Here is a 21008-nt window from a genome sequence, read left to right as displayed (position 1 = left end):
GCCATGACGTCTGCTCCCGCCCTCGAAGCGTCCCACCTGACGCTCGCGTACGAGTCGCGTCAGGTCGCGCACGACCTCGACGTGCCGATCCCGGACGGCGCAGTCACCGTGATCCTCGGCCCGAACGCGTGCGGCAAGTCCACGCTGCTGCGCGCGCTCGCGCGGCTACTGCGTCCCAGCTCCGGGAAGGTCCTGCTGCACGGCCAGGACGTACAGCGCCTGGCGCCGAAGGAACTGGCCCGCCGACTCGGGCTGCTGCCACAGTCGTCCGTTGCGCCGTTCGGCATCACCGTCGCCGACCTTGTGGGACGCGGCCGGTTCCCGCACCAGCGGATGCTGCAGCAGTGGAGCCAGGACGACGAGGCTGCGGTGAAACGGGCGATGGCGGCCACGGGGGTGACGGAGCTGGCGGACCGCACCGTCGAGGAACTCTCGGGCGGTCAACGGCAGCGGGTGTGGATCGCGATGCTGCTCGCCCAGGACACCCCGGTGATGCTCCTGGACGAGCCCACCACCTACCTGGACATCTCGCACCAACTCGAGGTGCTTGAGCTGTGTCGGCGGCTCAACCGCGAGGAGGGCCGCACCCTGGTGCTGGTGCTGCACGACCTGAACCAGGCGGCGCGCTTCGCCGACCACCTCATCGTGATGCGCGACGGAGCGGTGGCGGCTACCGGCACCCCGAGCGAGGTGTTCACCGAGGAGTTGCTGCGCGACGTGTTCCGGCTGGAGGCGCGCATCATCACCGACCCGGTCTTCGGCACGCCCCTGATCATCCCGATCACCGCCCGGGACGGGGACGCATGACCCTGCTGCACATCGGCCTGTCGTTGTCGCCAACCTGGTTGCGCGGCCACGCGTGGCGGCGGCCGGACAGCCGGGTCGAAGACCTGTTCACCGCCGACTTCTTCGTCGAAGCCGCCCGGGCGGCGGAAGCGGCGCACCTGGACTTCCTGTTCAAGCCGGACGCCCTCACGCTCGATCCGGCATCGGTGGAGCACGGCCTGGGGTTCAGCGCGCTGGACTCGACGATGCTCATGACCGCGCTCGTGCGCGAGACGACGCGGATCGGGTTGGTACCCACCGTGTCGTCGACCTTCGCGCACCCGTTCACCACCGCCCGACAACTACAGTCGCTGGATCGGCTGAGCGCGGGACGAGCGGGGTGGAACGTCGTGACCTCGCTCGGCGGCAGCGAGAACTTCGCCGACCGGGACGCGCCGGAGGACCGGTACGCGAACGCGGTCGACTTCGTGACCGTCGTCGAGGGCCTGCGGCAGTCGTTTCCCGCGCGGGCGCTGCGCCACGACCGGGAGACGGGCGTGTTCGCCGATCCGGCGGCACTGTCGCCGGTGCCACCGCGCGGACGGTACGCATCGGCCGGTCCGCTCGGCGTACCGGCACTCTCGGACGAGCCACTGCCGATGCTGCACGCAGGCGGCTCGCCGGCATCGGTGGAGTTCGCGGCACGCTACGCCGACGCCGTGTTCGCCATGACGGCCGAGGCGTCGGACGGTATCGCCCTACGTGGGCGGCTGCACGCCGGGGCGCAGACCGCCGGACGGGAGCGCGCCCCGCTGGTGTTGCCCGGTGTCTCGCTGTGCCTCGCGCCGACACGCGCACAGGCCGAGGAACTGGCGAACGAAAACCAGCCGGGTACGTCGCCGACGCATGTCCAGCACTGGACGATCGTCGGCACCCCGCAGGACGCCGTGGACGAGATCCTCCGTCGCGCCGACGCTGGCGCGATCGACGGCGTGATCGCCCTGCCTGCGGCGTGGTGGGGTTCGCTGCACCTGTTCACGTCGGAGGTGGTCCCCGCCCTCGCGGCCGCCGGACGGTTCCGCACCGCATATCGCGGTACGACGCTGCGTATGCACCTGGCGGAGGAGAGCTGATGCACCCGATGCCGCCCGCGATACGTCCCATGCCGCCCGCGCCGCATCCGATGCCGCCCGCGCCGCCGAGACCGCCGTCGCGTCGTACGACGAGCCGGCTCGTCACCCGGCTGGTGACGGGCAACTCGACGGCCGAGTTCTGGGAGACCATCGGGCGGCGCACGCCCATGGTCGAGGAGGCTGGCGACGGCGAGCGTCGGGTGACGTTCCTGTGGCGTTCCGCCGATGCGGTCGCCGTCTACGTGACCATCAACCGGGTGACGCACGACCTCGACGACAGCCGGTTGGAGCGGGTGCCCGGCACCGACATATGGCACGCCACCTTCCGGCTCCCCGCCGACTGGCGTGGGTCGTACACGATGCTCGAGACCGATGCGGCGGGGGACCGCGCGCTGCATGAGCAGCAACCCCAGTGGGCGATGCGCACCATCCGCGAGCAGGGCGTCGTCGATCCCCGCAACCCGGCGAGTACCCGTACCCACGTCGACACGATCGCGTCCGTGGTGGCGCTCGACGCCGCGCCGAGACAGGCGGTTCCCGTAGCCGGACCGTCTCCCCGTACCCAGCGTCTGGTCGCGCCCTCCGGTCGTACCGTGTGGCTGTCCCCGCCGATCGACGACGACGGCACGCCCCGGCCGCTGGTCGTCGCGCTCGATGGGGAGGTGTGGCAGGCCTCCGGTTACGCGGCGGCCGCCGCCGACCGGCTCGGTGCGACGGGAACGATCCGCGCACCGTTCGTCGCGATGGTGGCGACCGGTGCCACCTCGCCGCGGCGGATGTCCGACCTCAGCATCGACGGCACCATGAGTGACGAGATAGCCACGAGTCTGCTGCCGTGGCTGCGCGATCGGATCCCAGTGAGCGCCGATCCGCGCGACGTCGTGGTGACGGGGGAGAGCCTGGGCGGACTGACGGCGCTGAAGACGGCGTTCGACCATCCGGAGGTGGTGGGGTGCGCGCTCAGCCAGTCGGCGTCGCTGTGGCAGTACGACATGCGCGACCGCGCCGCGACGGCAGCTCCTGTGCACCTGTTCCTCACGGTGGGCACGTTCGAGGGGACGCTCCTGGAGCCACACCGGCGGCTGCGCGAGGTGCTCGCGAGCAGCCCGCACACCGTGACGTACCGCGAGTTTCAGGGCGGGCACGACATGGCGTGTTGGCGCGGGTTCTGGGAGGACGGCGTCGCGGACCTGCTCGGCCGGCCCCGGCAACGGATCCGATCCTGAAGCTCGCTGACCACACGAGAAAGCCCGCTTTCTGGCCAGTGGAAGACCGGGTGTCGCAGCCGGCATGCCGGTGGTCGCGTTCCTGTCCCGCCAGAAGCCGGCCGTCCGCGCCCACCACTGACCATTCCGCACATGCACCGAGCCGGGCCTCCAGACGAACGCGTCTGGAGGCCCGGGCATATCCACGGACAGTTTCCCGGGGTGAGCACAATGTGCCGCTCGATGCGGGGGTCGCCGTCGGTGAGCGTCCCTGCTGATTCAGCGGGCGGCGGACTCGTCCGCTGCCCGCATTCCGTGCAGGTCGTAGCTCAGTTCGCCGGCCTCGAAGCGGGCTCGCAGTCCCGTTTCCTTCTCGATTCGGGCCTTGGTCGCCGCAGCCACCGTCGTGAGGCTGTTCCTGTCGACGACCACTGCGCCGTCGGCGTCGAGTAGCACGATGTCGCCGGGGTTGATGGTGGCCCCGCCTACCCGTACTGCCACGTCGAGCGAGCCGCGCTCCTGCTTGGTCGCTCCACGTACGCGGCACCAGCGGGCCCAGATTGGCAGGCCAAGCTCACGCAGCTCATCCACGTCCCGGACCGCCGCGTCGATCAGCACGCCAACGGCGCCCGCCACCTTGGCCTGCGTTGCCAGCAGTTCGCCGACCAGTGCGACCGGTGCGGGATCGGGCATGGTGAGGACCAGCACCTCGCCTGGCCGGAGCGCCGTCATGGCCTCGTGTACGGCTCGGTTGTCGCCCTGTCCGCATTGGACCGTACGGGCCGGGCCGGCGACTCGGGTGTGCGGCACGATCTGCGACAGTTCCACGTCGATCAGGCCGAGCCGCCCGGACGCCTCGTATACGGTGGCGACGCCGCCGGCGACCAGCACGGCAAGGGCGTCAGGGTCGATCGCGGTGCTATCCGGAGTGGTGCTCACAGCGCACCGACCACATTCGGGATCAGCCGCTGGAACGCCTCGGCCTGTCGGATGGCGGTGTCGCCGCTGACCCGACGGGCGTGGTTGCCGCGTTGCTCGGCCCGCTGGGTGTAGTACTCACGCAGGTAGCCCTGGGCACCCATCGCGGCCATTGCCTCCTGCTTGGCCGGCATCACCTCGGTGATGTCGACGAAGACGGTGGGGGTGAAGCCGCACAGCTCGGGCTGGTGTGGTTCGAAGACCAGGAATTCCGATGGCGGTGCGGTCTTGAAGCCACTGGCGACACCGGCACCGGCGGTGAGCTGCCGGGCGGTCGCCACCGCGGCGTGCGCAGCCGGGTGATCCGGATTGAACGGGTCCCGGTCCGGGTGGGTGAGTATCACGTGAGGGGCGTAGTCCCGCATCAGCTCGGCCAGCCGGTCGATGTCCTCATTCCCGATACGCAGGGGGTAGTCGCCCAGATCGAAGGCCTCGAACTTGGCGCCCACGGCGATCGCGGCCTGCTCTGCCTCGGCGTGCCGAATCCGCTTGACGTTTTCGACCGTCTGGTTCGGGTCTTTCCAAAGCTCGCCGGACTCGCCCCGTTCGCCGTAAGAAAGGGCCAGCACGAGGGCCTCCCCACCGGTGGAGGTGTGCTTGGCGACCGCGCCGGCCGCCCGCCAGACGAAGTCCGCGCTGTGTGCCCCGACCACCAGCAGCCTGCGCTTACTCATGCCGACACCTCCGCCTTCGCCGCCGCGACGTGCCGGGAGTTGACCACTGCCATGGTGTGGATCTCCTGCTCGCTGAAGCCGGCGTCCAGCAGACGGTCGGCGAAGAGCGCAAGACCGTCTTCGACTGGCGGGTTGAATGGTTGTCCCAGGTCGCTGGAGAGGATCGAGTGTTCGGGGCCAACCTGCCGGATGTTGGTGAACAGGTCGTCCCAGGCCACCTTTCCGGTGTATGCCGTGGTGAAGCACCGTTCCAGCAGAGCGCCTGCCTCGGCCAGCTCCCGTTGTTCCTGCACGGGCAGGCGCTGTGAGGTGAACTCGGGATGGGTGACGATGATTCGGCGTACGCCCTCCTCTTTCGCGGCCCGGACGACGGCGAGGATCTCGTTGCCGTTCAGGTGTCCGGTAGCGAGCACCAGGTCGTGCCGGGCCATGACCCGCAGCACTTGCCGCACCTGGTGGAGTACTTGGCCCTCCTCGTCGATGACCTCGACAACAGCCGGCACGATGCCCTGGGCGTGCAGGTCGGCCTGAAGCGCTCCCCACATCGCCGGTTTGGCGCCGGGCAGGTCGGTGGCGCTGCTGCGGCGTTGGTTGCCCGAGTCGACGGTGGGCATCCAGACGATCCGCGCGCCCTGCCGGCCCGCGATCTCGACCGCGGCCGGGTTCATGCCGCCCATCGATCCGTTCAGGGTGACCGCGCCGAGCACGTCCACGTCGGGCCTTACCTTGCGGACCACGGCCGCGCGCTCAGCGGTCGCCACGTAATGTGACTTCAGGACGAAGCCAGCGAGTCCGACCTCGGCGAACCGTTGTGCCAGGTCGAGATCGTCGATCCGGCGTTCCATCACGTCGGGTGCGATGTGTACGTGGGTGTCGTACGCCCCGGTGACCAGGGCACGGGCGCGCGGCGATGGGACGGGATGATTTGTCATGCTGCTCCTTGGATGGGCTGGTGAGGTGACGCTCGACTCAAGCCGCGTGGGTTGCGTCGACGGGACAGAACCGGTGCCGGACCGCCGTCGCGGTATTGTCCAGGGCGGATACGACGCCAAGAAGATGCTGGCGCATCGCGGTTTCGGCGGCGTCGGGATCGCGGCGGGCGATGGCCTCCACGATCGCGGTGTGCTCCGCGAGCGACTGGGCTGGCCGGCCGGCGACCAGGATCGTACGGAACTGAAACCGGACGAGTTGTGCACGCAGTCCGGCGATGAGCTGCGCTGCGGTCTTGTGTCGGGCGGCTGCGGTGATCGCCGCGTGTAGCTTGGCATTGCCCTCCGAATAGCCGAGCAGGTCGTCCTGCTTGAGCTTCAGAGTCATCTGGTCCAGTTGCTGCCGGATTGTGGCGATCTCCTGGGCGGTCGCGTTCAGCGCCGCCTGCCGCGCCGTCACCGCTTCCAGGGCGGCACGCACCTGGAGGATCTCGACTGCCTCGGCTTCGGTGAACATCCGTACATGTGCCCCGCGGTTGGGGGTGCGAACGACCAGGCCATCCTGGGTGAGCCGGATCAGCGCGGTGCGCACCACCCCACGGGTGACCTGGAGCCTGTCGGCCAATGTGGCCTCGACGAGCCGTTCGTTAGGTACGAGTTCGCCACTGTGGATCGCCTGGCGCAGGCGCTCGTACGTCTCCTCGGCAGAGGTGCCTGCCGGACGTCGTGGCGAAGTACCCATGGCTACGGTCACCGATTCCCCGTGTCACCGGGCACGGCTTGCCGAGCCCGAACTGATTGGATGCCAGACCTCGTGCAGTGAGATTGCCCACTTTGGACTGCCTGGTGTCGCGGCAACCCTGCCGCATCCCCGCCCCCCGGACACCGTCCTGCACAAGATTGTCTTGCAGATTTTGAACAATCTTGTAGACAGGATCGTTGCCGGAGATCCGGTTGTCAACACGCCGTTGAGCTGCGGAAAGAGCGGAACGTTCGCTCTGTCGGGGCTCAGATCAGCCAAATCTCGGCCCAGATCGGCCAAATCTAGGCGGTGACAGTGCGGCGTGAATCCTCTACAGTCCACGACCGGTGATCAGTGATGGTCTCTACCCCGCCACGCTTGGGCGTCCTCTGGCGCCCGCTTCTCAAACCCTCCTCTAAAAGCTGGAGAAATGATGATCAAGCGTTCTCGAGTGCTGGCAGCTGCGGTTCTCGCTGCGGCCCTCGTGGCCGTGAGCGGCTGCAGCGGCTCAGACGGCGATGGCAAGGACTCCAATGAGGTCGATAAGGTTGCGTACATTACGGCCTTCGGTGCTGTCGGTCGGGATGCCTTTGTCTGGGTGGCAAAGGAAAAGGGCTTCTTCAAAGAGGTCGGCATTGACGTGGAGGTGAAGGAAGGTTCGGGTAACGTCCCGAACCTGACCGCACTCAAGGCTGGTCAGGTTCAGTTCGGTGCGCTCGACTTCACCGGCGCGGTAATCCAGGCGGGCAAGGGCGAGTTCACCGACTGGCGGGCGATTGCGGCTGTACACCAGCAGACGCTCGTTGCCGTAATGACCACGAAGGACACGGGTATCAGCGCGCCGAAGGACCTCGCGGGCAAGACGATGGCCACCGGTGCGGGCTCGGTCACCGAGCTGCTCTTCCCGGCCTATGCCAGGTTGGCTGGAATTGACCCCGCGTCGGTCAAGATCCAAGGCGCGCAGACCACCGCGCTGAACGGTCTGATGGCCAACCGTCAGGTGGATGCGCTCGGTACCTTCCTGCTCAGTCGTAACGCACTGGCGACGGCCACGAAGAAGGAGGTCGTCGTGTTGCCGTACAGCGACTACCTCCGGGACCTCTTTGGCAACGCCATCATCACCACCCCGGCACTGATCAAGCAGGACCCGGACCTGGTCAAGCGTTTCACCTCCGCGATCCTCAAGGGACTGGAGTACAGCGTCAAGAACCCGCAGGAGGCAGCGACGATCCTGAACAAGGTGAAGCCGACCTACACCGTAGCGGCGGGCGTGGGTGAGATTGAGGCGATGGCCCCGTACGTGTCACCGGCCGGCGGAGCTCCGCTCGGATCTATGGATGAGACGCGGGTATCGCGGTCAATCGCCATCCTGCAGGGTGCCGGCGTGATCCCGAATGGCCTGAACCCAGCGGACGTTGTCGACAGCAGCTTTATCTCCAAGGGCTGACGAGGACCGCAACCGTCCGAATCCAGCGTGACGGAACGGCCGCCACGAACGGTGCCGTTTCGTCACGCTGGATTCGGGCACTTCGCCGCACTGCGTCGCCGAACCCCTCCTATATGACCTGCACCGAGGAAGCCACCTTGACTGACGAACAATCTACCTCCAAGTCATCACACTTATGGTCGAACGCCGGGCTGCCTCTGCTGGGCACGGTGCTGGCGATCGCTCTCTGGTGGCTGGCCACGATAGCCTTCAACATCGACCCATTCTTCCTGCCCGCCCCACCCGATGTCGTCGACGCTTTCCTCCGCCTGCCCGACTATCTACTCGGGGAAGCCTGGGTGACCCTCCTGGAGACGCTCATCGGCTTCGGTATTGCCGCAGTTGGCGGACTGATCCTTGCGATCGTGCTAGCCGCCTTTCGGCCGGTTGAACGGATGACCCTACCGCTCATAGCCGGAATCAACGCAGTACCGAAGGTGGCGCTCGCGCCCCTTCTCCTGGTCTGGATCGGGTTCGGCACCCAACCCAAGATCGTGATGGTCGTCCTGCTCTGCTTCTTCCCGATCCTGGTCTCCGCCATGGCCGGCCTCACCACGATTCCGAAAGATCTGAGCGAGCTAGCCAGCTCGCTTGCCGCCTCATGGTGGCAAACCTTTGTGAAGGTCCGCCTCCGCTGGGCCCTGCCGCAGGTCTTCGTGGGCCTGAAGGTGGCGACCTCACTGGCCATCGTCGGCGCGATCATCGGTGAGGTGATCCAGCCCGACCGGGGCCTCGGCTCGGTCGTTGTCAGCTCCGGCCAGTCCGCCGATACGCCGCTTGCCTTCGCTGCACTGGCCCTGCTCGCCATCATGGGCGGCGCCCTGTTCTACCTCGTGGGGGCACTTGAGCGGATCCTCGTGCCGTGGGCCCGAGCGATCTCATCGTGACCGGCGCGCAGAACTATAGGAGTGTAATGATCAATCTTACTGGAGTGTCACGGACGTTCAAGGGTCGAACCGGTACCGTCGAGGCACTACGAAACATCAATCTCAACATCCACGACGGCGAGTTCATGGCCGTGATCGGCCGTTCCGGATGCGGCAAGTCCACCCTGCTGCGGCTCATTGCTGGACTGCTCCCGCAGTCCGAGGGTGACGTCCGGGTCGGTGGCGAGCCGGTGACCCGACCTCGCCGTGACGTCGCCATGATGTTCCAACGCCCGGCGCTGCTGCCCTGGCGGACGGTTCTGAGCAACGTGTTGCTGCCCGTGGAGATATTCGGGTGGCAGCGGTCAGCGCATCGCGATCACGCGATGCGTCTGCTGGAGATGACCGGGCTCGACGGATTCGCCAAGCGCCTTCCTCACGAACTCTCCGGCGGCATGCAGCAGCGGGTCTCGCTCTGCCGGGCGCTCATCCAGCGGCCAAAAGTCCTGCTGATGGACGAGCCGTTCTCGGCACTCGACGCGCTGACCCGGGAAGAACTGGCGGCCGAGTTGCAGCGCATCCACATGGACCTGGGCACGACCGTCGTTTTCGTGACCCACTCCATCCAGGAGGCCATCCTGTTGGCTGACCGGGTGGCGGTGCTGAGCGCCCGGCCTGGTCGGCTACAACAGCTCGTCGACATCGACATCCCACGGCCCCGATCCTTCGGGCACAACGCCCACATGGACCAGGTCGCCGACTGCTCCGCAGAACTGCACCAACTGCTACTCGGGGTCAGCTCCGTGCCGGAGAAGGAGAAGGTCGCGGCTCACTGAGGTAAGGACCTCTCAGACGAGGCAATGCAGGCGCCACGACCAGCGGCTCGAGGCGGGCAGCGCGGTGGCGAGCAGTCGCCATCGTCGGGCGGTGGCGGCCAGGGTGCCGCCACCGCCCGATGGTCATCAGCAGCGGGCCCGCCGGGCGTGGGTACGTCACACCTGGTGCCCCAAGCATCACCCGAGGCGCGTGGCGAGGCAGCGACGGTGGGGCAGGTCGTGGTTGAGGCGGGGGGTCATTCACCAACAGCAGACAAGGTCCCTGCGCCATCAGCCGGAATCGGTGCTCGATGTCAGGGGCAGCTGTGTCAGTCTGACCGCTCGGTTCCGTACCCGTGGCGCATGCGGAACTTCATTGGCTCGGTCCCGGTTGCCGTCACGTGCGCGATCAACACGGACCTCAGCGATTCGGGGATGTCGGGGCGCTGCGAACCAGCCCACTCCAGGGATGTGAACAGCTCTGCGGCACCGTCGAGCTGGCCCGACGTCAGCGTCGCCGACGCCAACGCGTCGAAGATAGCCTCGGTCGGCTCGGTCAGCAGCATGCGCTGGGGTGCCAGTTCGTACCACGGCGTGCCACCCATCGTGGTCGTGTGGCGAGGTGGGAAGCCAGCCCACGCCAGCAGCGTTCGGATGCGTTCGATGGGGTCGGCGTATCGCCGGGCTGCGAGGTCGGCGAGACCCTCCTCTGCGCCGGCTTCTCGGCGCGACGCGGCCTCGGCGGCCTCGGCAAGGGCCGGCGGCGCGGCCTTTACCCACTGGAGGCGACGCGCCTCTTCCTCAGCCGCTTGGTGGGCCAGCATCTGCTGGACCTCGCGCGATTCGGGCAGGCCTCGGTCAGCCAGCCAGTCGGTCAGGCCAGGCCCGTCACGGAGTTGCGCATCGCAGCTTCCGAGGCCGCTGATGTGGGTCTGATGATGCAGCGTCCAGCGGGCGATTTCGTGGCCGGCGGCATCCGACACGAGAATCGTCGGCCATCCCATGCATCGACAGCAATCTCCGGTACCGCCGTCAACGACAGCCAGCAGGGGAGCCAGTTCGGCAATCTCCCTGCCCGAAACCGTAGTCCGTGCGGCATCGGGTCGGTCGAGTTCGTCAGCGGACGCCTCGATGATCAGCACTTCAGCAGCCTCGGCCAGCACCCGTTCCATCAGCGCTGTACGGGGTGCCTCGTCATCGCTGCCGATTGTTGGCGCGTCAGTCACAGCGGCGAGCGTACTGGGTGGGCCAGCTATATCGGGTGGAGGTCGGGTGGCGCTGGTGGCGCACCCAGATCTGTGGGCTGGTATCCGTTGGGGTAGCCGGGGTAGGTGCGGTTGCGTGGTGACTGGGTCAACTGGCTGCTGGTACGCGGCGGCAACAGCCGCACCACTGCGGCTCGAGCGCGCAATGCACCACTGACCATTGCGGACATGATGCGCGGCGCGGCCGGGAACCCGAAGGCGGTGCGTAGCTCGGCGGGAAGCATCGCGAGTACGCCGATCCGTGCGACGCCGCGCAACGGTTTCGGGTACCACGAGCCGAACAGGTCCAGCGTGTAGGTGCCGATTCGCTGGTTGGTGGGGGAGTAGCGGAACGTGGCGCGCTCGTACTCGCGCTTGAAGTCCCAGAACGCATCGAAGTCCTCCGGCACGTCGCGGATGCCCATCCGCGCACCGACGGCCCGGTAGTAGTGGAAGGCGGCCAGCCGCTCGTGCACGTGCAGCCGACGCCAGCCGAACCGGTCCAGCCAGTCGATCGGCTCGTACACGAACGTGGACAGCACGTAGCGCATGTCGTCGTTGGAGATCACGTACCGGCCGTGCGCCCGGTTGATGACCCGCAGCGCCTGCTTGCCGCGCGGCGAGTCGTACCCGTGCTCCGCCATCTCCGCCATCAGCAACGCGGTGTCGTCGTACCTCTGCTGCGCGCGGAGCCGGAATTCGCCGGTCGCGTCGAGCAGCGCGGAGATGCTCGGCACGCAGTACGTGCGGAGCAACGCCAGCTCCAGCGCCCGCTGGTAGTCGAAGGGGAACTCGTACCCGATCGAGAGCCGATAGATTTCGTGATGGTCGCGTACCGGATCGAGCGCCTCGATACGACGCAACCAGCGGTACCGACTGCTGCCAGCCATCGTGACCACCTCACAAGCAGACTCGGCGACGCTGCAGCTCGTGTCAAGACCAGGTGGTCCTGTCCGAATCTTTGTCCCCGCGGTTCTTCGGCCTTGCGGCGTTCTGATGATCGCTGTCTATCCTGTCAGCGGGGGCACCCACCCCGGCGTACGGCGAGAGGAATCCATCATGGATGCGAGCAAGGCCCGGGCCCGCTTCGCTGAGCTGCGTCAACAGGATGGCCAGGTTTCCGCATCCGAACTCGACGAGATCTGGGCCGCGTTGGAGACGGTCCGCCCCGAAGCAATCCTCGGCGAGTGGAAGGGCAGCGAGTTCGACACGGGTCACCCCATCAACGGGCAGCTGGACCAGGTGAGGTGGTATGGCAAGACCTTCGTCACCCTCAAGGACGTCAAGCCGCTGATTTGCCGAAACGACAAGGGCGAGCTGTACTCCAACACCGTGCTCGGCAAGGGCGAGGCCAGTCTGTGGACCGTCGAGTTTCGTGGCGAGTCGACCGCGACGATGGTCTACGACGGCCAACCGGTCTTCGACCACTTCAAGCGAGTCGACGAAGACACGCTCATGGGGATCATGAACGGCAAGAACTTCTCCGCCGACGGACCTTTCTTCTACTTCGTTCTCGAGCGCGTCGCCTGAGTTCGAGCGCATCGCCTGCGTTCGGTCGTACGGAGGAGTTGGTCATGCAGATCCGAGCAGCCGTCACCGATACCCCGGGTGGACCGTTTGTCGTCCAGGACGTGGATCTCGAAGCGCCACGGCCGCACGAGGTGCTGGTCAGGATCGCCGCCGCCGGCCTGTGCCACACCGACCTCAGCATGCAGGCGATCTGGCCCCGGCGCCGTACTCCCATGGTCTTCGGCCATGAGGGGGCGGGTGTGGTCGAGGCGGTCGGTGCGGAAGTGACCGGTCTCGCGCCGGGTGATCACGTCTGCCTGACCTTCAACAGCTGCGGTCTGTGTGAGCAGTGCACGGCTGGTCACCCGGCCTATTGCCATTCCCAGCAGGTTTTGAACACGTCCGGTGGCCGTGGTGACGGCACCACCCCGCTGTCTCGCGACGGGGCCCCCGTACACGGCATGTTCTTCGGTCAGTCCAGCTTTGCCACGTTCGCGCTCGCCCATGAGCGCAACACCATCCGGGTCCCTGCCGACCTGCCGGCCGTCGTTGCCGCGCCGTTGGGCTGCGGTGTGCAGACGGGGGCGGGCACGGTATTCAACCGTCTGCGCCCGGAGCCGGGAAGCTCCCTGGTTGTTATCGGCGCTGGCGGGGTCGGACTCAGTGCGCTGATGGCCGCGATCGTTCTGGGCTGCGACCCTGTCATCGTCATCGAGCCGGTCGCCTCACGACGCGCCCTGGCCACTGAGCTCGGCGCCAAGGCAGCCCTGAACCCGAGAGCGGCCGATGACCTCGTCAGAACCGTGCTCGACTTTACCGGCGGCGGCGCACACCACATCGTGGACACCACCAGCCGACCGGAGATGCTCCGGCAGGCCGTCACCGCCCTGCGTCCCCGGGGCGACCTCGCCCTTGTCGGCATCGGCGCCGAAGTCGCATTCGACGTCATGAGCCTGCTCAGCAAGGGGATCCGTGTCCACGGCGTGATCGAGGGTGACGTAGACCCGGCGCGCTTCATCCCCGAACTGGTCGACCTCTACCAGCGCGGCCTTTTCCCGCTGGATCGGCTCATCAGCACCTTCGACTTCGAGAACATCGGTGACGCCGTGGCCGGCATGGTTGACGGCACTGCGATCAAGCCCGTCCTCATCTTTGGCTGAGGGGTAGCCCCACGACTGGTTGGCCGCGCGCGCCGCGTCACCCTGGCGTCTGCCGCCCGATGCCGGAGACACCCGTCGGCCCCTGTCACCCCTTTTGGGCTGTTGAGCCGCGCCTTTCGGCGTGAAGTTGATGGATGCGTCCTTGTGTCGAACGCGCCCCCTTGCCGGTCGAGTCATGCTGCTCTATGTTAATAGGAAATCACATGACCGGATGGCTTGAAACCCGCTCGTTTCGTTGGCATAAGCCGGTGTTCAAGGCGATGTCCGGCCGAACCGTAGGTAGGAGCGCGAATGCAAAATCTCAGCAGAAGGAGCGTCCTGACCCTCGGTGCCGCACTGGGTCTGGTAGCTGCGACAGAGGCTCCCAAGGCGTGGGCGTGGTCGTCCGCCAACTCGATCGCCGGAACCGACACGGTCACTGACCCGTGGGATGTCTGGGACGACGACACCGACCCGCTTCTCGTCTCACTGCTCGACAACAACCAGATCCCGGCGGTCAACGAGGCGTTCAAGACCTGGAGCAAGAACGGCGACCCGCTGCCCAGCGGCCTGCCCGCCGAGCTCACCGCCTACCTCAACAGGGTCCACGCCCTGCCGTCGTGGGCCGATCCGGTCAAACTGGATCGCGCCGCCCAGTTCAACAAGCGCATGAGCATGTACCTGTTCCTGCTGTACGGCCTGGGCAGCGGAATCATGAGTACAGTCATCCCACGGGAAGCCCGCAACGTCTACTGGTCCGAGGGCGGCGCCGACATGCAGGCGCGTGCCGCCAAGACCTTCACGTACGGCTATGACCTGAACACGGCCGATGCCTTCAAGCCTGCGGGCTACTTCATGGTCACGTCCCACAAGACGCGACTGACGCACGCTGCGGTGCGGCACCTGTTGCCGCAGTCACCAGCGTGGCAGGCGGTCACCGACCACCCGATCCCCATCAGCAACGGTGACATTCTCATCACCTTCCACAGCCTGGGCACCTACGTGCGCCGGAAGCTGCGCGAGTGGCGTAACTTCGGCCTTCGGATGTCGACTGCGGAAGAGGAGGCCTACCTGCACATGTGGCAGGTCGCGCTGCACCTGCTCGGCGTGCGGGACGAGTTCATCCCCGCGACCTGGGCTGCGGCGGAGGAACAGTCGGAGTACGTACTGACCCCGCTGCTCGCGCCGACGCGGGAAGGCATCGATCTGGCCGACATCCTGTTGAACCTGACGTCATCGGTCGATCTGGGTGTCACCAAGGGATTCCAACGCGAGTTCGCCCGCTACCTGCTCAGCGACGAGATCGGCGACTGGCTGCAGCTGCCACGCCACCCCGTCTCACGGGGCGTGATCGAGGTCGGTTGGCCCGCCTACATCGGGTTCCGCGAAGGGCTGTCGCCGATCATGCCGGGCACCTTCACCATGTTCGACCGGTTCGTGCGCGGCCTGGCGATGCTGTTCCTCAACAACGGCAGCTCGCCGACCCAAACTCCCATCACCATTCCGACTAGGAACCGGGCCGGCAGCTGAGCCGGCATCCCGGCTCACCGGGTCAGGGCACCGGTGACCAGAGCGGTTACCGCGTCCCGATGGCCGGGGGCGTCCTGCCAGCGCAGGGCGCGCCCGGCCTCGACCACTACACCGAACCCCGCGTGCACCAGCAGCCGGGCCTGTCGCCGGTCCAGCTCCGGGCGGACCGTCCGTAACTGCTGTTCCCAGACAGCTATGTGCTCACGCTGCGCGTGGACCAGCGGGCGCCGCATGTCGGCCGGAAGGCTGGCGAGCTCGGCTTCGGCGACGCTGTTGAGCGCGTTGTGCTCGAAACAATAGGCCACGTACGCCGCCGCCAGCGCGACCAAGGCCTGACGCGGATCGGCCGCTTGGTGCAGGCTCCGGTCCACCGCCTGGGCCAGCAGTCCCGCCGCCTGTAGACAGGCGGCAACCAGGATGTCGACCTTGCCAGGGTAGTGGCGATAGATCGCGGATGGGGCGAGCCCCACCGCCTGAGCGATCTGTGCGTTCGTAACGTTCCCGAACCCGTCCCGCGCGAACAGTGGAATGGCCGCCGCCAGGATCTCCGCGCGCCGGGTGCGCGGCACGGGCTGGGCGGGGAGTTCGACCAGACGTGCGGTGCCCGCGGCCGCCGCCGGATCGGTTGCCACCACACTCATCGCGGATGCCAGCAACAGATCCTCGATCCGGCGTTGGGCGATCGAGGTGTGATGCATCGTGATGGACCCGATCACACCGAGGGCCGCGACGGCCCGCAGTTGCTCGTCGGGCAGCGGGTACTCACGCTGCACCATGTCGGTCACCCGCCCCACGACGTACGCGAACTTCGTCCGAAGCAGCCGGCGGTCATCGCGCTCGAGGTAGCGGGCCTCCCACCGGTAGAGGCCGCCCGACGCGCGGTGCGAGACCGTGACCTGGGTGAGAGCAAGGAGCACATCCTGCAAAGCCGCCTCGGGCGGCCACTCGTCAATAGCCGCGACGAGCTTGTCCACCATGATGTTGGCGCATGCGGCGAACAACGCGTACTTGTTTGGGAAATGCCGGTAGAGCGCTGGCGCGCTGATACCCACGACGGCGGCGATCTCCTCCATGGACGCCGCGTGGTAGCCGCGCTCGCTGAACACCTGGCCAGCCGCTTCGACGATGGTCTGCTTGCGGTTGCGCGGTCGTGCTGCCACAGTCGGCCCGGTGGTCACAGGATCGCTCGAGTAGACGTGGGCGGACACAAGACCATACGCGCTAGTCAATCACAGCACCAGATGGTTAGGCCTGCAGCACCGCGAGGGCGAGGCGGGTCGTCTGAGCGTCGTAGCCCGAGGTGCGGTCGAAGCGGCCGAGCCGGCCGATGTCGGTGATGACGTTGAGTGCGGCGTGCACCAGCACGCGGGCGTCGGCGACCGGCAGGTCCGGTCGCACCGTACCGACGAGTCGCACCCATTCCTCAACGTGCGAGCGCTGCGCCCCGCGCAGCTGGTGGCGGTCCTCGTCGGGCAGGTTGTTGTTTTCCGCCAGGTAGACCGCGACGAGGTCGCTCTGGCCGAACGCATAGGCGACATAGGCCTGTACGACCCGGCGCAGGGCGTCGGCCGGGTCGCTCGCCTCGGCGATCGCCGCAGTCGTGGCACCGGTGAGGCGGTCGGTGGCGCGGTAGTAGGCGGCCGCGAGCAGGTCGGCCTTGCTGGGGAAGTACCGGTACACGCTGGAGGCCTGCATGCCGGCCGCGCGCCCGATGTCCTCGACGGCGACGGCGTGGTAGCCGTGGTGGTGGAACAGGCGGATTGCCTCGCTCAGTAGCAGTTCACGACGCGACGCCGGGCGTACCGGCGTGGCGCCTGGCGTCGCGCGCTGCTGTGGCGGCAACTGGGGTGCGTCGGCCCGCAGTAGGGTCCAGGCGACCCGGGTGAGCAGTTGCTCGGTACCGGTTGCCGCCGCACGGTGGGTGGACACGCTGCCGAAGGCGCTGAGTGCTGCATTGACCAGCAGCTTGGCCTGGCCGGCAGTCAGGTCGGGCCGTAGCTCGCGCAGCGGCCCGGCGAGACGGTCGACCAGCATGGCCAGGGTCGCGGCGAACTCCCGCTGGTGCTCGGGGGTGAGGTAGCGGCCCTCCCACTGGTACAGCCCGGCGACGCGCCGTTTGCTTACGGCGACGCCGGCCAGCGCGGTGAGCAGTTCGTCCAGGATGCCCTCGGTGCTGGTCGCGTGCGGGTCGGCGGTCGCGGCGAGTAGAGCGCCGACGACCTCCCGGGTGGCGTGGACGAGGATTGCGTACTTGTTTGGGAAGTGTCGGTACACCGCAGGGCCGCTGATGCCGACGACGGCGGCGATCTCGTCGACGGAGACCCCGTGATAGCCCCGCTCGCAGAACAGTTCGGCGCCGGCCAACGCAATGCGGTCCTTGCGATCTTTTGGCCGTTTCGTCGCTACCGGGCCCACACTGCTCGCTGCTGGTCGCACCCCTACACGTTAGCGCCACCTCGCGAGAAGGTCGCGGCGACCGTCGGCCTTCTCATTCGCCGCGCGTGGACGAGGCTGAGGGCAGCCAGCACGCTTCGTGTGCGGAGGCTCCTTGACAAGTGACCGCGAGCTCAACGAAAGTTAGGCTGAATTCGCATTCGGGTGAGCAACGAGGAGCTTGGCCATGACGACCGAGGCGTTCATCTACGATGCACTGCGCACACCGCGCGGCCGGGGAAAGCCGAACGGATCGCTGCACGGGGTTAAGCCGGTTTCGCTTGTCGCCGGTCTGATCGAGGAGACGTTGCGGCGCATGCCGGGGCTGGATCCGGCGCTGATCGACGACATCGTGCTCGGGGTGGTGAGCCCGCTGGGCGACCAGGGCGCCGACATCGCCAAGACGGCTGCCCTCGTCGCAGGTCTGCCCGACACAGTGGCCGGTGTCCAGCTCAACCGGTTCTGTGCCTCGGGTCTGGAGGCGGTGAACATCGCCGCGCAGAAGGTCCGTTCGGGCTGGGAAGATCTCGTGCTCGCGGGCGGCGTCGAGTCGATGTCCCGGGTGCCGATGGGGTCTGACGGCGGGGCGTGGGCGCTGGATCCGGAGACCGGCTTCCGCACCGGCTTCGTGCCGCAGGGCGTCAGCGCGGACCTTATCGCGACCCTCGACGGCTATGACCGCGACGTGGTCGACGGCTACGCGCTGCAGTCGCAGGCCCGCGCGGCAAAGGCGTGGGCCAACGGCTACTTCAACCGTTCGGTCGTACCCGTGCGGGACCGCAACGGGTTGGCGGTCCTCGACCGCGACGAGCACATTCGGCCGGACTCGACCGCGGAGGGTCTCGCCGCACTCCGTCCCTCCTTCGCTGGCATCGGGGAGAAGGCCGGCTTCGACGCGGTCGCGCTCCAGAAGTACCACTGGATCGAGCGCATCAACCACGTTCACACGGCAGGAAATTCGTCCGGCATCGTCGACGGTGCCTCGTTGGTGGCCATTGGCAGCGAGGCGGTCGGTGCGGCCGCGGGTCTCACCCCGCGGGCGCGCATCGTCGCTACCGCACTCAGCGGTGCCGATCCGACGATCATGCTTACCGGCCCGGCTCCGGCCGCTCGCAAGGCGCTGGCCAAGGCTGGCCTTGGCGTCGAGGACCTCGACCTGGTGGAGATCAATGAGGCGTTCGCGGCCGTGGTCCTACGGTTTATCGCTGACCTGGGCCTGAGCATGGACATCGTCAACGTCAACGGCGGCGCGATCGCGATGGGGCACCCGCTGGGCGCCACCGGAGCCATGATCCTTGGCACGCTCGTCGACGAGCTGGAGCGCCGCGGTGGTCGCTACGGGCTCGCCACGCTCTGCGTCGGCGGCGGCATGGGCATTGCGACCGTCATTGAACGAATCTGAGGAGTCACGAATGGTCAACACAATTCGGTGGGAGTACGGCGATGACGGCCTCGTCCTGCTGACCCTCGACCACCCGGGGCGTTCGGCGAACGTGATGAACGGCGAATTCACGGCGAGCCTCATCGCGACGGTGGATCGGCTCGAGGCCGAGCGCGACGGGATCGCTGGCGTGATCATCACCTCGGCCAAGAAGACGTTCTTCGCCGGCGGTGACCTGGACAGCCTGCTGCGGCTGACGCCGGCCGACGCCGAGGCGTCCACGGCCGAGACGCGCCTGCTCAAGAATGCCGTGCGTCGGCTCGAAACACTCGGGCGTCCGGTCGTCGCCGCCATCAACGGGTCAGCCCTCGGTGGCGGACTGGAGCTCGCCCTGGGGTGCCACCACCGCATCGTGCTCGACAACCCGGGCATCGAGATCGGTTTTCCCGAGGTCACCCTCGGCCTGCTGCCCGGCTGCGGCGGCGTGGTGCGCACCGTCCGGCTGCTGGGCGTGGCCGATGCGCTGGTCAACTGGCTGCTACGCGGCCAGCGGCGCCGACCACAGGACGCACTCGCGCACGGGCTGGTCGACGAGGTCGCCGCCGATGAGGTGGGCATGATGGAGGCCGCCCGCGCCTGGATCGCTGCGAACCCCGACGCGACGCAGCCCTATGACCGCAAGGGCTACAAGATTCCTGGCGGAACCCCGTCCACCCCGGCGCTCGCCGTCCAGCTACCGGCCATGCCTGCCACTCTGCGCAAGCAGCTCAAGGGTGCGCCCTATCCTGCCCCGTTCAACATTCTTGCCGCTGCCGTCGAAGGTGCGCAGGTCGACCTGGACACCGCCTTCACCATCGAGGGGCGGTACTTCACGGAGTTGGCCACCGGTCAAATCTCCAAGAACATGATCAAGGCGCTCTTCTTCGACGTGCAGACCGCCGGCTCGCGGGACACTGGGGCGGGCCACCCGCCGGTACAGCGGGTGGCGGTCATCGGCGCGGGCATGATGGGTGCCGCCATCGCCTACGTGTGTGCCCGGGCCGGCATGCAGGTCGTGCTCAAGGACGTGACCGTCGAGGGGGCGCTGCGCGGCAAGGCCTACTCGGCGGGCCTGCTCGACAAGGCCGTTGCCCGGGGTAAATCCACACCGGAGGAGCGCGACGCGATCCTGGCCCGGATCCAGGCGACCGAGGACCTGGCCGACCTGGCTGGCGTCGACCTCGCCATCGAGGCGGTCTTCGAGGATCCCGCGCTCAAGCACAAGGTGTACGCCGAGATCGAGCAGGTCGCGCCGGACGCGCTCATCGCCTCCAACACGTCCACCCTGCCCATCACCATGCTCGCCGAGGGTGTCAGCAAGCCGGAGGAGTTCATCGGGCTGCACTTCTTCTCACCGGTGGACAAGATGCCGCTGGTCGAGGTGATTCGCGGCGAGCGAACCAACGAGGCCACACTGCAGCGGGCCCTGGGCGTCGTACGTCGGCTACGCAAGACGCCCATCGTCGTCAACGACAGTCGCGGCTTCTTCACCAGCCGGGTCATCGGCACGTTCACCAACGAGGGCGTGGCGATGCTGGCCGAAGGGATTCCGGCGGCCACGATCGAGCAGGCCAGTAGCCAGGCCGGATACCCCGCACCGGTCCTTGCGCTGATGGACGAACTCACCCTCACCCTGCCTCGCAAGATTCGGCAGGAGACGGCCGCAGCGACGGTCGCCGCTGGCGGCACCTGGCAGCCCCACGCCGCAGACGCCGTCATCGACCGGATGATCGACGACTACGGCAGGCCCGGACGCTCGGGTGGCGCTGGCTTCTACGACTACCGTGACGGCAAGCGGGTCGGGCTCTGGCCGGGCCTGCGCGACAATTTCGGCGGAACGAACCTCGACACACCCTTCGAAGACCTCAAGGAGCGGATGCTCTTCATCGAGGCGATCGAGTCGGTGCGGTGCCTCGAAGAGGGTGTGTTGCCCTCGGTGGTCGATGCCAACGTCGGCTCGATTCTGGGCATCGGCTATCCGAGCTGGACCGGCGGCGTCCTGCAGTACATCAACCAGTACGAGGGCGGGCTGCCGGGCTTCGTTGCCCGCGCGCGGGTGCTCGCGGAGCGCTACGGTGACCGGTTCAGCCCGCCCCAGTTGCTGTTGGCCATGGCCGACCGGGGTGAACGCTTCGAATAG

The 21008-nt window shown here is 67.5% G+C and carries 19 protein-coding genes; 11 read left to right on the top strand and 8 right to left on the bottom strand.

Annotated elements, in window-relative coordinates; genetic code table 11:
• Window positions 1-3: 3 nt before the first annotated feature.
• Genes ACWDV4_RS18675 through ACWDV4_RS18665 form a run of 3 tightly spaced genes read left to right on the top strand, consistent with a single transcriptional unit; the run spans window position 4 to window position 3124 of the window.
• Entirely contained in the window at window positions 4-807 is an 804-nt protein-coding gene (locus ACWDV4_RS18675) for an ABC transporter ATP-binding protein (RefSeq protein ID WP_449980370.1), read from the top strand.
• Window positions 804-1898 (top strand): LLM class flavin-dependent oxidoreductase, encoded by a 1095-nt coding sequence (locus ACWDV4_RS18670; RefSeq protein WP_449980367.1) that lies wholly within the window; start codon window positions 804-806, stop codon window positions 1896-1898. Before ACWDV4_RS18675 ends, ACWDV4_RS18670 begins: the two co-directional genes overlap by 4 nt.
• Window positions 1898-3124 (top strand): enterochelin esterase domain-containing protein, encoded by a 1227-nt coding sequence (locus ACWDV4_RS18665; protein ID WP_449980364.1) that lies wholly within the window; start codon window positions 1898-1900, stop codon window positions 3122-3124. The genes ACWDV4_RS18670 and ACWDV4_RS18665 overlap by 1 nt, the downstream gene beginning before the upstream one ends.
• Window positions 3125-3382: 258 nt before the next feature.
• On the opposite strand, the gene ACWDV4_RS18660 is transcribed toward ACWDV4_RS18665, so the two are convergent.
• The 4 genes from ACWDV4_RS18660 to ACWDV4_RS18645 are packed head-to-tail and all read right to left on the bottom strand — an operon-like array spanning window position 3383 to window position 6426.
• Window positions 3383-4042: an RraA family protein gene (locus ACWDV4_RS18660; protein ID WP_449980361.1), complete on the bottom strand. Its 660-nt coding sequence runs from the start codon at window positions 4040-4042 to the stop codon at window positions 3383-3385.
• Entirely contained in the window at window positions 4039-4755 is a 717-nt protein-coding gene (locus tag ACWDV4_RS18655; protein ID WP_449980359.1) for a PIG-L deacetylase family protein, read from the bottom strand. The genes ACWDV4_RS18660 and ACWDV4_RS18655 overlap by 4 nt, the downstream gene beginning before the upstream one ends.
• Window positions 4752-5687 carry a DUF6282 family protein gene (locus tag ACWDV4_RS18650; protein WP_449980356.1) on the bottom strand — a complete coding sequence of 312 codons (936 nt, stop codon included), beginning with the start codon at window positions 5685-5687 and terminating at the stop codon, window positions 4752-4754. Before ACWDV4_RS18650 ends, ACWDV4_RS18655 begins: the two co-directional genes overlap by 4 nt.
• 37 nt (window positions 5688-5724) lie before the next feature.
• Window positions 5725-6426, bottom strand: coding sequence for a GntR family transcriptional regulator (locus ACWDV4_RS18645; RefSeq protein ID WP_449980353.1), 702 nt, complete (start codon window positions 6424-6426; stop codon window positions 5725-5727).
• Between the two features lie 430 nt (window positions 6427-6856).
• Here ACWDV4_RS18645 and ACWDV4_RS18640 point away from each other — a divergent pair, with 430 nt between their 5' ends.
• The 3 genes from ACWDV4_RS18640 (at window position 6857) to ACWDV4_RS18630 (ending at window position 9614) form a co-directional block, all read left to right on the top strand.
• Window positions 6857-7873 carry an ABC transporter substrate-binding protein gene (locus ACWDV4_RS18640; protein WP_449980350.1) on the top strand — a complete coding sequence of 339 codons (1017 nt, stop codon included), beginning with the start codon at window positions 6857-6859 and terminating at the stop codon, window positions 7871-7873.
• Window positions 7874-7986: 113 nt separating this feature from the next.
• Window positions 7987-8799 (top strand): ABC transporter permease, encoded by an 813-nt coding sequence (locus ACWDV4_RS18635; RefSeq protein ID WP_449980347.1) that lies wholly within the window; start codon window positions 7987-7989, stop codon window positions 8797-8799.
• Between the two features lie 26 nt (window positions 8800-8825).
• Window positions 8826-9614, top strand: coding sequence for an ABC transporter ATP-binding protein (locus ACWDV4_RS18630; protein ID WP_449980345.1), 789 nt, complete (start codon window positions 8826-8828; stop codon window positions 9612-9614).
• Between the two features lie 308 nt (window positions 9615-9922).
• Here the strand turns inward: ACWDV4_RS18630 and ACWDV4_RS18625 are convergent, their stop codons facing one another.
• Window positions 9923-10819: a hypothetical protein gene (locus tag ACWDV4_RS18625; RefSeq protein WP_449980342.1), complete on the bottom strand. Its 897-nt coding sequence runs from the start codon at window positions 10817-10819 to the stop codon at window positions 9923-9925.
• A 26-nt stretch (window positions 10820-10845) separates the two neighbouring features.
• Complete coding sequence (locus tag ACWDV4_RS18620) at window positions 10846-11727, bottom strand: oxygenase MpaB family protein (RefSeq protein WP_449980340.1); 882 nt, start codon at window positions 11725-11727, stop codon at window positions 10846-10848.
• Window positions 11728-11896: 169 nt separating this feature from the next.
• Here ACWDV4_RS18620 and ACWDV4_RS18615 point away from each other — a divergent pair, with 169 nt between their 5' ends.
• From ACWDV4_RS18615 to ACWDV4_RS18605, 3 genes are all read left to right on the top strand, one after another.
• Window positions 11897-12367: a DUF4334 domain-containing protein gene (locus tag ACWDV4_RS18615; protein WP_449980338.1), complete on the top strand. Its 471-nt coding sequence runs from the start codon at window positions 11897-11899 to the stop codon at window positions 12365-12367.
• Window positions 12368-12468: 101 nt separating this feature from the next.
• Complete coding sequence (locus ACWDV4_RS18610; RefSeq protein WP_449980337.1) at window positions 12469-13506, top strand: NAD(P)-dependent alcohol dehydrogenase; 1038 nt, start codon at window positions 12469-12471, stop codon at window positions 13504-13506.
• Between the two features lie 291 nt (window positions 13507-13797).
• Window positions 13798-15015 carry an oxygenase MpaB family protein gene (locus ACWDV4_RS18605; protein WP_449980335.1) on the top strand — a complete coding sequence of 406 codons (1218 nt, stop codon included), beginning with the start codon at window positions 13798-13800 and terminating at the stop codon, window positions 15013-15015.
• Window positions 15016-15029: 14 nt separating this feature from the next.
• Here ACWDV4_RS18605 and ACWDV4_RS18600 read toward each other — a convergent pair whose 3' ends face one another.
• Complete coding sequence (locus tag ACWDV4_RS18600; RefSeq protein ID WP_449980332.1) at window positions 15030-16175, bottom strand: TetR/AcrR family transcriptional regulator; 1146 nt, start codon at window positions 16173-16175, stop codon at window positions 15030-15032.
• 85 nt (window positions 16176-16260) lie between these two features.
• Window positions 16261-17451: a TetR/AcrR family transcriptional regulator gene (locus ACWDV4_RS18595; protein ID WP_449980330.1), complete on the bottom strand. Its 1191-nt coding sequence runs from the start codon at window positions 17449-17451 to the stop codon at window positions 16261-16263.
• Window positions 17452-17635: 184 nt separating this feature from the next.
• On the opposite strand from ACWDV4_RS18595, the gene ACWDV4_RS18590 reads away from it, so the two are divergent.
• A complete protein-coding gene (locus tag ACWDV4_RS18590) occupies window positions 17636-18850 on the top strand; it encodes an acetyl-CoA C-acetyltransferase (protein ID WP_449980327.1) in 1215 nt (404 codons plus the stop codon).
• A 10-nt stretch (window positions 18851-18860) separates the two neighbouring features.
• On the top strand, window positions 18861-21008 hold the full coding sequence (locus tag ACWDV4_RS18585; RefSeq protein ID WP_449980325.1) for a 3-hydroxyacyl-CoA dehydrogenase NAD-binding domain-containing protein: 2148 nt from the start codon (window positions 18861-18863) through the stop codon (window positions 21006-21008).

It is taken from the genome of Micromonospora sp. NPDC003197 (assembly GCF_053590565.1).
This window is presented reverse-complemented; position numbering and strand designations above follow the sequence as displayed.

Excerpts from the sequence above, each read along its gene's own strand:
- ACWDV4_RS18675 (WP_449980370.1), top strand. The coding sequence starts at position 4 with ATGACGTCTGCTCCCGCCCTCGAAGCGTCCCACCTGACGCTCGCGTAC.
- ACWDV4_RS18670 (WP_449980367.1), top strand. The coding sequence starts at position 804 with ATGACCCTGCTGCACATCGGCCTGTCGTTGTCGCCAACCTGGTTGCGC.
- ACWDV4_RS18665 (WP_449980364.1), top strand. The coding sequence starts at position 1,898 with ATGCACCCGATGCCGCCCGCGATACGTCCCATGCCGCCCGCGCCGCAT.
- ACWDV4_RS18655 (WP_449980359.1), bottom strand. The coding sequence starts at position 4,755 with ATGAGTAAGCGCAGGCTGCTGGTGGTCGGGGCACACAGCGCGGACTTC.
- ACWDV4_RS18650 (WP_449980356.1), bottom strand. The coding sequence starts at position 5,687 with ATGACAAATCATCCCGTCCCATCGCCGCGCGCCCGTGCCCTGGTCACC.
- ACWDV4_RS18645 (WP_449980353.1), bottom strand. The coding sequence starts at position 6,426 with ATGGGTACTTCGCCACGACGTCCGGCAGGCACCTCTGCCGAGGAGACG.
- ACWDV4_RS18640 (WP_449980350.1), top strand. The coding sequence starts at position 6,857 with ATGATGATCAAGCGTTCTCGAGTGCTGGCAGCTGCGGTTCTCGCTGCG.
- ACWDV4_RS18635 (WP_449980347.1), top strand. The coding sequence starts at position 7,987 with ATGACCTGCACCGAGGAAGCCACCTTGACTGACGAACAATCTACCTCC.
- ACWDV4_RS18630 (WP_449980345.1), top strand. The coding sequence starts at position 8,826 with ATGATCAATCTTACTGGAGTGTCACGGACGTTCAAGGGTCGAACCGGT.
- ACWDV4_RS18620 (WP_449980340.1), bottom strand. The coding sequence starts at position 11,727 with ATGGCTGGCAGCAGTCGGTACCGCTGGTTGCGTCGTATCGAGGCGCTC.
- ACWDV4_RS18615 (WP_449980338.1), top strand. The coding sequence starts at position 11,897 with ATGGATGCGAGCAAGGCCCGGGCCCGCTTCGCTGAGCTGCGTCAACAG.
- ACWDV4_RS18605 (WP_449980335.1), top strand. The coding sequence starts at position 13,798 with ATGCAAAATCTCAGCAGAAGGAGCGTCCTGACCCTCGGTGCCGCACTG.
- ACWDV4_RS18590 (WP_449980327.1), top strand. The coding sequence starts at position 17,636 with ATGACGACCGAGGCGTTCATCTACGATGCACTGCGCACACCGCGCGGC.
- ACWDV4_RS18585 (WP_449980325.1), top strand. The coding sequence starts at position 18,861 with ATGGTCAACACAATTCGGTGGGAGTACGGCGATGACGGCCTCGTCCTG.